This window comes from Campylobacter concisus, assembly GCF_015229965.1.
GTDB lineage: Bacteria > Campylobacterota > Campylobacteria > Campylobacterales > Campylobacteraceae > Campylobacter_A > Campylobacter_A concisus_BD.
In genome coordinates this window covers 18,766-34,026 of record NZ_JAAKZB010000004.1, presented here as the reverse complement: position 1 = coordinate 34,026, position 15,261 = coordinate 18,766, and the positions used below count along the sequence as shown (strand labels likewise).

The window sequence follows — 15,261 nt, the reverse complement described above, 5'->3', positions numbered from 1 at the left end:
AGGCCTAATTATAGCTACTTAAACTTTAACAGCTATAATCACGCCGATGAAAAAGTTTAAATTTTTAAAATTCCTTGCCCTATTTTTGGCTCTAATGGTTACTATTTTTTTGATACTTGATCAAATTTATCCACTAAATTTAGACGCGCTTAAAAAAGATGAAGCCAAAATTTTACTTGATAAAAATGGCGAGATCATAAATATGAAGCTTAGTAGCGATGGAATTTGGAGATTTCACGAGCAAAGCTTCCCAAACTCGCTAAAACAATGCGTCATTCTCTTTGAAGATAGGTACTTTTACTACCATTTTGGCGTAAATTTTGCCTCCATTTTTAGAGCATTTTTTCACAACCTAAGAAGCGACAACCGCATAGGAGCTAGCACTATCACGATGCAAGTGGCAAGAATGCTTGAGCCAAGTGATAGGAGCTATAAAAATAAGATAAGAGAAATTTTTAGAGCATTTCAGCTCGAGCTTCACTTTAGCAAGGATGAAATTTTAAATTTATACCTAAATTTAGCCCCATATGGTGGCAATATCGAGGGTGCAAAGGCGGCAAGTTTTTTTTACTTTGGCAAAGAGCTAAACGAGCTTAGCTACGCTCAGGCGGCACTTTTAAGCACAATACCAAAAAATCCAAATAAAAATAGACTTGACCGCGTCTCAAACATAAACGCCCTAAAAAACAGGGTCATAAAGATGCTTTACAAGGCAAATTTAATCGACCTTAGCGCCTTTAAAAGAGCTCAAGCTGAGCCATTTAAAAATGTAAGGATAAGAGCTGTCGTAAATGCTAGCGACTACGCAAATGTCGCTTTTAAAAACCAAATTTCAAAGGCAAGCTTGGATCTAAATTTACAAAAAGATATGCTTAAAATTTTAAAAGACGCGATGTTTTCGCTAAAGGCTAAAAATGCAAATAACGCCGCAGCCGTGGTGATAGACAATAAAAAAATGAGCGTTGTTGCCTTTATCGGCTCGCACGATGAGTACGCACGTGATGGCAAAAACTCAGCCCTAAATATGAAGCGAAACACCGGCAGCACGCTAAAGCCTTTTATCTACTCGCTAGCCCTTGATAGCGGGCTTATCACGCCAAACTCGCAGCTAATTGACACGCAAATTTATATAAATGAATATGTGCCAAAGAACTTTAGTAACGACTTTTTGGGGCTTGTAAGCGCAAAGGACGCTCTAAATTTTAGCCTCAATATCCCAGTTATAAATTTAGACTTAAAGCTAAAAGATAACTCGCTTTATGAGCTGCTTGAAAAGGTAAATTTAGTTGATGAAAACAAGGAGTTTTACGGCTCTTCGATAGTTTTAGGCAGCGCTGAGATGAGCCTGATTGATCTTGCGCATCTTTATACGATATACGCAAATGGCGGGGTTTATAGGCCACTTGAGTTTGCGGGTAAAAACTACAAAAATGAAGACAAAAACATAACCCTCATCTCGCCTCAAAGTGCATATCTAACCGCCAAAATGATGAGCGAGGCCTCAAGGTCGTATCTAAAAAATGCTTGGCAATACGCGCAAAACACGCCAAAAATCGCCTTTAAAACAGGCACAAGTGCAAACTCACGCGATCTTTACGCCATAGGAGTTGATGAAGACTACACAATAGCCGTCTGGGTGGGCAACTTTAACGCCGAAAAAACTGACAAACTAACTGGGCTAAATGACGTCTCAAAGATCGTTTTTGATATGTTTAAACTTATCGCTCAAAAAAGAAATTTAAGCTTTATGAGCGAGCCAGAGGGCATCGAAAAAGTGCCGACCTGCCTTGATGCTTTTAGCTATGAGACGTGCAAAAAAACGGCGCTTGATGATAGGATAGTTGGAGTTAAACTGCAAGATAAATGCGAGAGTTTAAGAGGCGAGGAGCTTGAGTTTTTGATAAAAAATGGCTTTTTAGACAAAGACGAGGTCAAAAATAGCCCTTGCGCTGAAGTTTTTAAAGATAAAAAGCCAGTTTTTGCCTATCCGTATAACGGCGAAGAGATCGTGACAGATGAAAATGTAACACAAATTATGCTAAAATGCTACGCGTTTTTAGGTGATGAAATTTACTTAAAAGTGGATGATTTGAACTTTTCTAAGATAGAAAATGCAAGTGAAAAAAGGCTAGATCTAACTCTTGGCGAGCACACTTTAAAATGCCTTGATCAAAACTCAAATCAAAGTGAAATAACAATAAAACTAAGGAGATAAAATGCAGCAAAAAGCGCTACTTCTAGCACTTTTAGGAGCAGTAAATTTATATGCTTTAAGTCTAAATGGCACCGCCGAGGTAAAGTCGCCTTTAAGCGTGGAATTTGGACTAGAAGATGATGTTAGCAAAAATCTCATAGGCACACTAAGCGAGAAAAAGCTTATTTCGTGCGAGCCAGCGCTAAGTGGCACGGTGAAATTTAACGCTCAAAGCCTTACGCTTTTTACAAAAGATATGCACGCAGGCGTAGAGTATAGCTGTAAGCTTGAAAATGGCAGCAGCGCTAGCTTTGAGACGAAAGAATTTGCGCTTGAGAAGATAGAAAAGCTCTCTGATAGCAAATTTATCCTTAAATTTAATGACGAAGTTAGTGATGAGCTTGTGAAAAAAATAGCCGTAAAAGGTGCAAGCTTTAATGCCTTGCAACTCTCTCAAAACAGCTTTGAGCTTGATCTTGATAAAAATATAAGCGAGCCTACTTTTGATCTTGGAGAAAATTTTGAGAGTAAATTTGGCGCTAAGCTAGCAGGCGATAGCGTGGTGAAATTTAGTGAGCAAGCAAGCGATGAGAGCGTAAATATAAACGCTGAAGCTAAAAGCTTTGAGATAGCCAAAATTTATCCAACAAGCCTTGATAACGGTATCTTGGCATTTAGAATTTATCTAAAAGAGTGGCTAAGCGATGATAATAATCTAAAGAAATTTATAAAGATAAAAGGCGTAAAAAGCTTTGGCATAAGCGACGTGGCATATAAAAATGACGATGAAAATGGCGCGCCAAATTCTGAGCTTGAGGGGTATGATTATTACATCGATATCACAAGCGATGAGTTTAAACCGCAAAATAGCTACGAGATCACGATAAAACCGGGCTTTGGAGATGATAGAAATGTCGTAAGAGAGGCTAAAACCTACGAGGTGGTCGCTAGCAACTTCACTCCATTTGCAAATTTCACAAATGAAGAGCCATATATCTCAAGTGTCGGGGAGATTGGCATTAGAAGTGCAAATTTACCTGAGCTCAATGTGAGCGTTGAAAAGTTAAGCGATCAAAATTTTAGATACTTTTTAAATTTCAACGACAATAGCGAAGATCTAAGCAATTTTAGCTCAAAAGTAGCAAGCAAAAGCTACAAGCTAGAGGGTGCATTAAACGAAATTTCACTAAATAAGATCAAGCTAGACTTTGCAGGAGCAGGAGACGGAATTTATAAGATAAGCTTAAACTACGGCAAAGATAAGAGCGTCTCAAAGGTCGTCTATCTAAGCGACATCGCCATAAATGCAAAGCTTGGCAAGGATGAAATTTTCGTCTTTGCAAACCGCCTTGGCGAAAACACAATGCTGCCAAACGCAAATGTAAAAATTTATGGCAAAAGAAACGAAGAAATCGCAGTTGGCGCGACAAATGACGTTGGCGTCTTTAAATTTAACAAAAAAGATATCTACAAAGAGATCTCATCAGTAGTTGTCTCACTTGGCAAGGAGCAAAATTTCCTCATCATAAAAGATGGCGAAGCGCTAAATGAGGCAAAGCTCATCAGCCAAAATCCAAGCGAGAGCATCGATGCTTACACGCATTTTGCCTCAAATATCATAAGGCCAAACGAGAGCTTAAAAGGAGCTATTTATCTAAGAGATAGGGACTTTAACCCGCTTAAAAATATGCCAGTTAAGATCAAATTTATCGATCCGCAAGGCAAAAGTAGCGCCCAGATCACGCAAAATACAAATGATGTTGGCATGATAAATTTTGAAAAAGAAATTTTAAGCGATCTAAGCGGTAGATTTAACATGCAGATAATCTACGCTAGCAAGGTGATAGCAAGCGTGCCATTTTATGTCGAGAGCTTCGTGCCAAACAAGATAAAAAATGACATAGCCATAGACGCGGATAAATTCTTTGCAAACGAACTAGTAAAGGTAAATTTAACAAGTAGCTATCTCTTTGGCGGAGCAGCTAGCGACCTAGCTGGCAGTATGCAGGTTAGCTTCTTTGATGATGAATACAAAAATAGTGAATTTAAAGAGTATAAATTTAAAAATGACACCCTAAAAGCGGCTGCTTATCCAAGCATAGAAAATGATCTAGCTCTTTCAAAAGATGGCAAATCAAGCCAGATGATAGATCTTAGCTTTAACACCAAAAATGCACCTTCTATCATAAAAGGCGTCATAAATTTCAACATAAATGACGATGGCAAAAACGTAAGTGACGCAAAAAGCTTTACACTCTATCCTTATAAAGATATGGTTGGCATCGCTGCTAGCACGGCATTTGCTGATCCAAACGAAGATGTAAAGATAAGAACAGTCGTTGTTGATATGCCAAGCCAAAAGGCAGTGAAGTCAAATTTGAAATTTGATATAAAACGTGTCACATGGCAGTATCAAAGGGACGCAAACGGCTATATAAAATGGATCCAAACGCTTGAAGATGTGGATAGCTTTTATAAAAATAGTGGCGAGTTTAGCTATAAATTTACGCAAAGTGGCTCATACGTCATCACTGCTACAAATTTAGTAAGTGGCGCGAGCACGAGCCTAGACATCGACGTAAGCGGCTACAACTACTCAACACTAGCGCCTACAAAAGAGCTTAGCAAGTCTCAGATAAAGCTAAACAAAAGCGTCTATAAAAAAGGCGACGAACTAAGCGCAGACATAAGCTCAGCTATAAAAGAAGGCATCGCACTTGTCACGCTTGAAGACGCAGGGGTTAAAGCCTACAAGGTCGTCAAGATCAAAAACAACTCAGCAAACGTTAAATTTAAACTTGACTTTGACTTTAATGGCCTTTACGTGAGCGCAAATATCTACCGCATGACTGACGCTGGACTAACTCCGTTTAGAACCTACGGCAAGGTCTATGCAAACGGCGATAAATCTTCAAGAAAGATAGAGCTTAGCTTAGAAGCGCCAAAAAGCGCAAAGAGCGATGAAAATATCAAAATTTCACTAAAAACAAAGCCAAAAGCTTATGTCAATTTATTTATCACAGATGTTGGCGTGCTTGATATCACTTCACAAAAACCAGCCGATCCGCTTAAGTTTTTTGACAAAATTTTACCTGATGGCGTCTTTGACTACGATATCTATAATATGCTTACAAACTACAAGGTCGAGGGTAAAACATTAAGCTTTGGCGGTGATGCTGCAGCGATGGCTGTGGCTGCAAAAATGGCAAAGCACGCAAGCCCAGTTGATAGCAAAAATGTAAAAACTTTTGCAAATTTAGTGAGCCTTCAAGCAGACGACAAAGGCGAAATTTCATACGAGTTTAAAACGCCAAATGGCTTTAACGGCGCCATTAGAGTAGATGCTGTGGCAAATGACGCAACTGCAATGAACGCCGTAAATAGCGAGATAAAAGTAAAAGATGATGTGATCATTAAGCCAAGTGCTTTGATATATCTTTTAAAAGGCGATGAATTAAGCGCAAACTTAAGGCTTATAAATACGACAAATGCCGACAAAAACCTTACTATAAATGTAGCATCAAGTAAAAATTTAAACATCAAAACGCAAGAAAATGCTAACCTAAAGCCATTTGAAAATAAGGCATTTGTGCTTAAAATTTCAGCCTTTGAAACAGGTGCTGGCGAATACAATGTCACAATAAGCGACAAAAATGGCTCAAAAACGCTTCAAAATTTACTAGACGTTGTTAGCCCTTATACGATCAGCACCTACGCAAAGAGCAGCGTCTTTGACAAAGATAGTAAAATTTCACTACCAAAAGGCTACCACGATGTGAGCATTGATGCGTCAAGCTCGGTCTCAAGCGTGCTTTTGGCAGCTTCTAAAAATTTAGTAGAGTATCCTTATGGATGTGCAGAGCAAAGGAGCTCAAGACTGCTTGCGCTTTTAAATTTAAAACCAAGAGATGAGCTTGAAAAAAGCGATAAAAAGAGATTTATCGCAAGCGGCATAGATGAGCTAGTCAAGATGCAAAAACCAGACGGCAGCTTTGGCTACTGGAGCGATCTAGGCGAGACAAATGCATTTGCAAGCATCTTTGCAACAGATGTGCTTCTTGACCTTAGTGAGGCTGGATATGATGTAAGTAAAGGTGTCAAACAAAATGCTCTAAATTCGCTCTTAAAATATGCAAACAACGATTTAGAGGCGCTTTACGCTCTTTATGTAAGCTCACGTGCAAATATGGCCGATAGATCAATCTTAAATAAAATTTATGACGACAAAGCCTACAACAAAACAGCACTAAGTAAATACCTAATGGCAGCAGCCCTAAAGCTAAACGGCCTAAATGACGAGGCAAAGGTCGCGCTAAAAGATATCAAAAATGCTAAAACAAGCGAAGAAAATGCATCTGATTTTAGCTCAAAAGTAAGAGATAACGCATTTATCTTATATCTGCACGCAAAATACTTTGAGAAAAACGACTACTCAGACGACCTTGCAAATTTCTTGATAGTAAATTTAAATGAGCTAAGCTCAACGCAAGAGCGTGCATTTACGCTAAGAGCGCTAAATGCCTACTTTGGCAAAGATAGCGGCGAGAAAAATAATAAATTTAAGCTTAGCTATAACGGCGAAAGTAAAGAATTTGACGGCCTTTTAAGCACCTCTTTTACTACAAAAAATGGCGAATTTAGCATCACTCCACTAGGCTCAAATAAGCTTTATGCGACTATCTTAAGCTACGCTTACTTACCACTTGAGATCAAACACAAAATCGAGCCAAAAGAGCTTGACATCTACCGCGTTTTTGTCGATGAAAAAGGCAAAGAGCTGGGTCTTGACAGCCTAAAAGTAAATGACGTCATCTACTCAAAAGTGGTGATAAACTCAAAAACAATGGTTAAAAATGGCGTTATAAACGAGATCGTAAGCAGCTGCTTTGAGCCGATAAATGAAAATTTAAGTAATTTTACAAAGAGCTTAAAAAATAGCTTACAAGTAGAGTATAAAAGCATAAAAGATGACCGCGTGTTAAGCTTTTACACGCTAGGTGGCGACGAAAAAGATGCCGTGCTTTACACACCTTACCGCGTAAGACTTGGCGGTAAATGCTCGCTTGGCGCAGTCACAACTGAAAATATGTATAACGAAAGACAAAACGACTACGACTTAGCTCAGCGAAGCTTTACTGTCAAATAGCTATTTAAACTTCGGGGCGTTTAACCGCCCCAAGCCCATATTTTCCCACTTTTGCAAAGATTTTTTTAAACAAATTTTAGATAACATTAAGCATTTTTTAAACGAAACTGAGGAGAGAAAAGTGGCAGAATTTTACAATGCAAAAGAGATAGAAGATAAATTTTATAAAATTTGGGAAGAACGCGGATACTTCGAGATAGACGCAAACAAAGATATCCAAAAAGATGGACGTAAATTTTGCATTATGATGCCACCTCCAAACGTGACTGGCTCGCTTCACATCGGACACGCCCTGACCTTCACACTTCAAGATATCATGACTCGCTACAAGAGGATGGACGGCTACAAGACACTTTGGCAGCCAGGGCTTGATCACGCTGGTATCGCTACTCAAAACGTCGTTGAAAAGCAGCTACTAGCACAAGGGATCAAAAAAGAAGAGCTTGGCCGTGAGAAATTTGTAGAAAAAGTGTGGGAGTGGAAGGAAAAAAGCGGCGGTATGATAGTCCATCAGATGCGAAAGCTTGGCATCACTCCGGCTTGGTCACGCCAGAGATTTACTATGGATGAGGGCTTAAGAAAAGCTGTGAAAAAAGCCTTTGTAAATTTATATGACAAAGGGCTAATAGTCCAGAAAAACTACATGATAAACTGGTGTACACATGATGGCGCACTCTCTGACATCGAGGTCGAGCACAAGGAGAACAAAGGCAAGCTTTATCATTTGAGATACTACTTTGCAGACAAGCCAAGCGAATTTGTTGTTGTTGCGACCACCAGACCTGAAACTTACTTTGGTGATACGGCGGTAATGGTAAATCCAAACGACGAGCGCTATAAAAATTTAATCGGCAAAAAAGTTGTGCTACCTATCATAAATAGAGAGATCGAGATCATCGCAGACGAGCACGTTGATATGGAGTTTGGAACAGGCCTTGTTAAGGTCACGCCTGCGCACGATCAAAACGACTACGAAGTTGGCAAAAAACACAACCTTGAGTTTATCACCGTATTTGATGAAAAGGGTATCTTAAACGACAAGTGCGATAAATTTGCAGGTCTTGAGAGACTTGAAGCTAGAGATATCGTAGTAGCCGAGCTTGAAAAACTTGGCAATGTTGAAAAGATAGAGGACTACGAAAACCAAGTGGGATACTGCTACCGCTGCAAAAACGTCGTCGAGCCATACATCTCAAAGCAGTGGTTTGTAAAAAAAGAGATCGCAGACGAGGCGATACAAAAGGTCTCAGAGGGTCTTGCTAAATTTTACCCGCCGCACTGGATAAACAGCTTTAACGCGTGGATGAGAGAGCTAAGAGACTGGTGTATCTCACGCCAGCTTTGGTGGGGACACCAAATTCCAGTATTTTACTGTGATGAGTGCGGTCATATGTGGGCTGACGAGGGAGAGCCGTGCGAGTGCAAAAAGTGCAAAAGTAAAAACATCCACCAAGACCCAGACGTGCTAGATACGTGGTTTAGCTCTGGTCTTTGGCCATTTAGCACGCTTGGCTGGGGCAATGAAAATGAGCTAAAAAATGAAAAATGGTTTGAAGGCGATTTGGCTGAATTTTACCCAAACAACCTTCTCATCACTGGCTTTGATATACTATTTTTCTGGGTTGCTAGGATGATGTTTCAGGGTGAAAATGCCCTTGGTAAGCTGCCGTTTGACGACATTTATCTGCACGCGCTTGTAAAAGATGAGTTTGGCAGAAAGATGAGTAAAAGCCTTGGTAACGTCATCGACCCACTTGATAGCATAAATGAGTATAGCGCCGATATCTTGCGCTTTACACTAACGCTTCTAGCCGTTCAAGGACGCGATATCAAGCTAAGTGACGCTAAGATGAAGCAGGTAAGAAATTTCACCAACAAGCTTTATAACGCGAGCAAATACCTCATGCTAAATGAGAGCAAATTTGCAAATTTAGAGGATATCAAGCTTGAAACAAAGCTTGGAATTTATATGAATAGCCGCTTTAACGAGTGCGTGAGAGAGGTGCGCGAAAACATCGACGCCTATCGCTTCAATGACGCTGCAAACACACTTTATAAATTCCTTTGGGATGAGTTTTGTGACTGGGGCATCGAGCTTAGCAAGGCTGACAAAGCGAGTGTAAAAGAGCTTGGAAGTATATTTAAAGAGGCGATGAAACTGCTAAATCCTTTCATGCCGTTTCTTTCAGAGTATCTATTTCAAGAGCTTAGCGGCACACAGCTTGAAAATGCAAAATCAATAATGGTGATGAGCTATCCAGAGGTAAAAGAGCGAAATTTAGATGTTGAGAATAAATTTGAGCTAGTTATCGAAGCGATCGTGGCTATTCGCCGTGCAAAAGCGACCATAGATCTTGGCAACTCAAAGATCGCAAAAGCCTTTGTTAAATTTAACGAAAAAATAGATCTTGACGAGGTTAAAGAGTATATCAAGCTGCTTGCAAAATGCGAAGAAATAGGCTTTGTAGATGAGAAAATCGAAAATTCTATCAGAGATGTGAGCGAAAATTTAGAGGCATTTGTCCCGCTTGAAGGGCTTGATATGAGCGGTATCATCACAAGGCTAAGGTCTCAAAAGACAAAGCTTGAAAAAGAGATAGCCAAACTCTCTGGCATGTTAAATAACCAAAATTTCGTTGCAAACGCACCAAAAGAGGTCATAGAGACGAACAAAGAGGCTCTGCAGAGCGCTGAGGCTAAATTTAAAAAAGTATGCGAAGAGCTAGAGGCTCTTGGAGAAAAATAGTGATAAAAATAGAAAATTTAACCAAATTTTATGGCGGTACGCAGATCCTTTTTGATGTAAATTTAGAGGTTGCAAAAGGTGAAATTTTTGCTATCGTGGGACACAGCGGTGCTGGTAAATCAACGCTTTTAAGGTGCATAAATGGGCTTGAGAGCTATCAAGGTGGCAGCTTAAAAGTCTTTGATCAAGAGATAAAAAATTTAGATGAGACACAGCAGAGACATTTAAGGCGAGATGTTGGGATGATATTTCAGCATTTTGCATTAATGGCTAGAAAAAACGTCTTTGAAAACGTCGCCACTCCACTTAAATTTTGGGGATATAAAAGCGATGAGACCGAAAAAAGAGTGAGAGAGCTTTTAAATTTAGTTGGTCTTGAAAACAAGGCAAAAAGCTATCCAAGTGAGCTAAGTGGCGGTCAAAAACAGCGTGTGGCGATCGCTAGAGCGCTTGCTTTAAATCCTAAAATTTTACTAAGTGACGAGGCGACTTCGGCTCTTGATCCAAACACGACAAATCAAATTTTAGAGCTGCTTGAAAAGATAAACAAAGAGCTAGACATCAGCGTCATCATCGTCACGCACGAGATGGAGGTCGTAAAATCGATCGCAAAACGAGCGATTTTGTTAGAAGGCGGCAAGATCATAGGCTCTGGAAGCATTGAAGAGCTATTTTTAAAGCCAGATGAGAAGATGAAAGAGTTTTTGGGTGAAGTTGAAATTTTGCCAAGCACTGGCACAAATATCAGGCTATTTTTCCCAAAAGAAGTGGCTCAAAACAGCGTGATCACACACATGGCAAGAAGCCTAAATATCGACTTTAACATAGTCTGGGGCAAGCTTGAAAAGCTAAACGACAACGTCCTTGGCTCGCTTGTCATAAACATAGATGAAAAAGATAAAGAAAACGTGCTTAACTATATCAAGCAAAGTGGCGTTTTGTGGGAGGTTGCTTGATGTTTGGTATTGACTTTTCTAAATTTCCAGATGTTTTTTCTAGGATACTTTTACCAGCTATCGGCGAAACACTATATATGAGCATAGTCTCTACCCTGCTCGCCTTTGCCATAGGCCTCATACCTGCGGTTTTGCTAATACTTTCAGACAAAGACGGGCTAAAACCAAACAAGCAGCTTTATTTTGTACTTGATATCGTTATAAACGTGCTTAGAAGCTTTCCGTTTATCATTTTGATCATCGTGCTCTTTCCTGTCACAAAAATGATCGTAGGCACAAGCATCGGCACCACAGCTGCGATCGTTCCGCTAACTATTGGCGCGGCTCCGTTTGTGGCAAGGCTCATTGAAAATGCTTTAAAAGAGGTTGATAGAGGCATCATTGAAGCTGCTCAAAGCTTTGGTAGCTCGAAATTTCAGATCATCTTTCGCGTGATGTTTGTAGAGGCGCTTCCTGGTATCATCTCGGCATTTACGCTAACGCTTATCGTAAATATCGGCTTTTCAGCGATGGCTGGCGCAGTTGGCGGTGGCGGACTAGGATCTGTTGCTATAAACTACGGATACCAAAGATTTCGCCCAGATATCATGCTCTATACCGTGGTTATTCTTATCATAATGGTTCAAATTTTTCAAGTTTTAGGCAACTATCTCTATAAAATTTCAAAAAAATAAGGCCACATTTTTTATCTGATTTTAAGCTTTTTTCTTTAAAATTGCCAAATTAATTTTAGCTGAAAGGACAAAAGATGAAATCAGATATGTGCCAGATGTGCCGCCTACTAAAAAACGCGTCGTCGAAAGACTAATCTCTAAGCACAGAATTTCTTTTTAAGTGCTTAGAACTAGCTTAAGCGCTTAAAAAGAAATTTAACCTTCTAGCTTAAATTTATCCTTTTTTGGTGCTTGGCAAATTTTAAAAAAGGATAATAAATGAAAAAACTACTTCTTACCTCTTTAGTTGCCCTAGGCCTTAGCGTTAGCGCAAATGCTGCTGACAAGTCAAAAACAATAATCGTCGGTGCTACACCTATCCCACATGCTGAAATTTTAGAGGTTGTAAAGCCTATTTTGGCAAAAGATGGCTACACACTTGAGATCAAAGAATTTAATGACTACACCACGCCAAACCTTGCGACAGAGGACGGCGACCTTGACGCAAACTTCTTTCAACACATCCCATATCTTGAAGAATTTAACAAAAACAAAGGCACTCACCTTGTAAAAACAGTTGGCGTGCACCTCGAGCCAATGGGCGTTTATTCTAAAAAGATCAAAGACATAAAAGAGCTAAAAGATGGCGCAGTGGTTTCTATCCCAAATGACCCAACAAACGAGAGCCGCGCACTTGACATCATAGCAAGTGCTGGACTTATCAAGCTAAACAACAACCCACTAAAAACTCCGCTTGATATAGTTGATAACCCTAAAAAACTTAAATTTGAAGAGATCGAGACTGCTCAAGTGCCAAGAACGCTTGATGACGTTACCATCGCAGTTATCAACACAAACTACGCGCTAAATGCAAATCTCAATCCAACAAAAGACGCGCTTGTGATCGAGAGCAAAGATAGCCCATACGTAAACTACGTAGTTGTTAAAGCTGGCAACGAGAACAGCCCTAAAACTAAAGCCCTTGATAAAGCGATCAACTCACCAGAAGTTAAGAAATTTATCGAGACAAAATATAACGGCGCTATCATCCCAGCGTTTTAATTAAATTTATAAAAAGCGACGTAAAAGCTTTTACCTTTTTAGCGTCGCTTCAAATCAAATCAAAAAAGGAAAAACAATGAAATTTATCAAACTTTTAACCGCATCTTTAGTTGCTCTAAGCCTTCACGCAGCCGACAAGGACCACACTATCATTGTTGGCGTCTCACCAGTGCCACACGCTGAAATTTTAGAATTTGTAAAACCAAAGCTAAAAGATAAAGGCTATGATCTTGTTATCTCTGAAATTTCAGACTATTCAATACCAAATGTCGCCACAGAAGATGGCAGCTTAGACGCAAATTTCTTTCAGCATTTGCCATATCTTGAGGAGCAAAACAAGGCTAGAGGCCTGCATCTTGTAAGCGTTGCAAATGTCCATGTCGAGCCACTTGGCTTTTACTCTAAAAAGATAAAAAACATAAAAGATCTAAAAGATGGCGCAAAAGTAGCGATCGCTTACGACCCATCAAATGGCAACAGAGCGCTTAGAATTTTAGAAAAAGCTGGTCTTATAGAGATCGATAAAAACGTAAAAGTTGCAACTGTAAATGACATAACTAAAAACCCTAAAAATTTACAATTTGTTGAGCTAGAAGGCGCTCAGATACCAAGAACGCTTGATGATGTCGATATCGCTGCTATTAGCACAAATTTCGTCCTTGACCTTGGCATGAGCGTGGCAAAAGACGCACTTTTGCTTGAAGACGCCAACAGCCCTTACGCCAACATCATCGTCACAAGAGCTGGCAACGAGAACAATCCTAAGATCAAAGCTTTAGTCGATGCGGTGCTTAGCCCTGATACTAAAAATTTCATCATCACTCGCTACAAAGGCGAGGTTATACCTGCATTTTAAAAACGGGGCGAGCTTTCGCCCTACTTTTGCCTTTAAATTTAAACCTTATAGCTTTTCGTTTTAACTATCTTTTTTAAAATTTATCGCTTTTGTTAGTTACTATTAGTAAATAAAGCTTTGCTACAATGCCTCACTTTAAGATAAATTTTGGAGTAAAAATGCTACATGACATTATTGATTTTATAGTCTCAAGCGTGAGCAGCTGGGGGTATGTTGGCATATTTGTGATGATGTTTTTAGAGAGCTCATTTTTTCCATTTCCAAGCGAAGTGGCGATGATACCAGCTGGATATCTAGCTCACAAAGGCGAGATGAGCTTAGCGCTTGCTTTTATCTCAGGCACGCTTGGTAGCCTTCTTGGGGCCATTTTTAACTACTATCTTTGCTACTTTTTTGGACGAGAGATCGTCTTAAAATACGGCAAATTTGTAGGCATCACTCATGAAAAGATGGATAAATTTGAAGCATTTTTTAATAAACATGGCGAAATTTCAACATTTAACTCACGCCTCATCCCTGGAATTCGTCAGTATATCAGCCTGCCAGCTGGGCTTGCTAAGATGAACATTTTTAGATTTTGCCTATTTACCACGCTTGGCGCTGGGATTTGGTGCGCGGTTTTGCTTGGAGTTGGCTACTTTCTAGGCTCAAATCCTGACAAACAGACGCTTCTAACGATCACGATTGCTCTTTTGGCAGTGGTCGCGATGATAAGTGCTATCTATATATTAAAGCAAAGAAAGAGATAATACATATAAACATACATAAAATTTAATGTATTTTGCTAAATTTGGCTCAAATTTCTAGCTAAATTTAGCCTAGCTAATCGCTCTCATTTTTTCTAGGCGAGCTAAATTTCTTGAAATTTTCTCTAGCTCGCTTTGCTCGCAAACCTCCTCACCAGAGTAAAAAAATTTCACATTTGGAGTTAAATTTGCATTTGAAATTTTAAGTCCAAGCTCGCTTATAAGGCGCTTTACCGTCCCTTCGTTGCCGTCTATTATACTTACATTTGGAGTCAAAATTTCTCTTAAGCTATCTTTGAAATAGTTAAAATGCGTGCAGCCAAGCACTAAAAAGTCAAATTTACTTAGATCAAATTTAGCTAGCTCATCTTTTAGATATGACTTCACGTTTTCACTCTCAAACTCAGCCTTTTCAGCAAAATTTACAAGCCTAGGCAGAGCTAACAGCTCGGTTTTATCTTTTGCGTTTAAATTTATGATTAGCTCTTTTAGTTTTGCGCCATTTACGGTGACTGGAGTGGCGATGACAAGCGTTTTTAGGGCATCATCATGGCTTAGATCGTGAGCCTTTTTTACAGCTGGCTCCATGCCTATGATAGGCACGCTTAAATTTGCTCTAAGCTCTTTTATCGCCACGCTTGTTGCAGTATTGCACGCTACCACAACAGCTTTTGCGCCATTTTTGACAAGAAATTTCACCGCATCAAAGCTAAATTTTAAAATTTCATCTCTGCTCTTTTGTCCGTATGGGACATTTTTCACGTCCGCATAATATAAAAATTCATGCTCGCTAAGCTTGCTTAAAGCTTCGTTTAAGACGCTAAGTCCGCCAAGCCCCGAGTCAAATATACCTATCCTCATGCCCATCCTTAAAGCCTGCAATTATAGCAAATAATATCTTT

At 39.5% G+C, this 15,261-nt stretch carries 9 protein-coding genes; 8 read left to right on the top strand and 1 reads right to left on the bottom strand.

The genetic code is table 11. The annotated features are described in order from the left end of the window. The first annotated feature begins 46 nt into the window (after positions 1–46). The 8 genes from pbpC to G6W43_RS02775 all read left to right on the top strand — a co-directional run bounded on the left by pbpC (position 47) and on the right by G6W43_RS02775 (position 14,362). Positions 47–2,215, top strand: a complete 2,169-nt coding sequence (gene pbpC / locus G6W43_RS02810) for a penicillin-binding protein 1C (protein ID WP_194169095.1) — start codon at positions 47–49, stop codon at positions 2,213–2,215. A gap of 1 nt (position 2,216) precedes the next feature. Further along, entirely contained in the window at positions 2,217–7,340 is a 5,124-nt protein-coding gene (locus G6W43_RS02805; RefSeq protein ID WP_194169094.1) for an alpha-2-macroglobulin family protein, read from the top strand. Between the two features lie 121 nt (positions 7,341–7,461). Then, the gene (locus G6W43_RS02800; RefSeq protein ID WP_194169093.1) at positions 7,462–10,086 is read left to right on the top strand and encodes a valine--tRNA ligase; all 2,625 of its coding nucleotides are present in this window, start codon (positions 7,462–7,464) and stop codon (positions 10,084–10,086) included. After that, entirely contained in the window at positions 10,086–11,042 is a 957-nt protein-coding gene (locus G6W43_RS02795; protein WP_103617568.1) for a methionine ABC transporter ATP-binding protein, read from the top strand. The genes G6W43_RS02800 and G6W43_RS02795 overlap by 1 nt, the downstream gene beginning before the upstream one ends. After that, positions 11,042–11,716 (top strand): methionine ABC transporter permease, encoded by a 675-nt coding sequence (locus G6W43_RS02790; RefSeq protein ID WP_148824734.1) that lies wholly within the window; start codon positions 11,042–11,044, stop codon positions 11,714–11,716. Before G6W43_RS02795 ends, G6W43_RS02790 begins: the two co-directional genes overlap by 1 nt. Before the next feature lie 258 nt (positions 11,717–11,974). Next, positions 11,975–12,757, top strand: coding sequence for a MetQ/NlpA family ABC transporter substrate-binding protein (locus tag G6W43_RS02785; protein ID WP_087581668.1), 783 nt, complete (start codon positions 11,975–11,977; stop codon positions 12,755–12,757). A gap of 76 nt (positions 12,758–12,833) precedes the next feature. After that, complete coding sequence (locus G6W43_RS02780; protein WP_021089150.1) at positions 12,834–13,613, top strand: MetQ/NlpA family ABC transporter substrate-binding protein; 780 nt, start codon at positions 12,834–12,836, stop codon at positions 13,611–13,613. Between the two features lie 158 nt (positions 13,614–13,771). Then, a complete protein-coding gene (locus G6W43_RS02775; protein ID WP_048809816.1) occupies positions 13,772–14,362 on the top strand; it encodes a DedA family protein in 591 nt (196 codons plus the stop codon). Between the two features lie 69 nt (positions 14,363–14,431). Here the strand turns inward: G6W43_RS02775 and murI are convergent, their stop codons facing one another. After that, complete coding sequence (gene murI / locus G6W43_RS02770) at positions 14,432–15,220, bottom strand: glutamate racemase (protein WP_194169092.1); 789 nt, start codon at positions 15,218–15,220, stop codon at positions 14,432–14,434. Positions 15,221–15,261 lie beyond the last annotated feature (41 nt).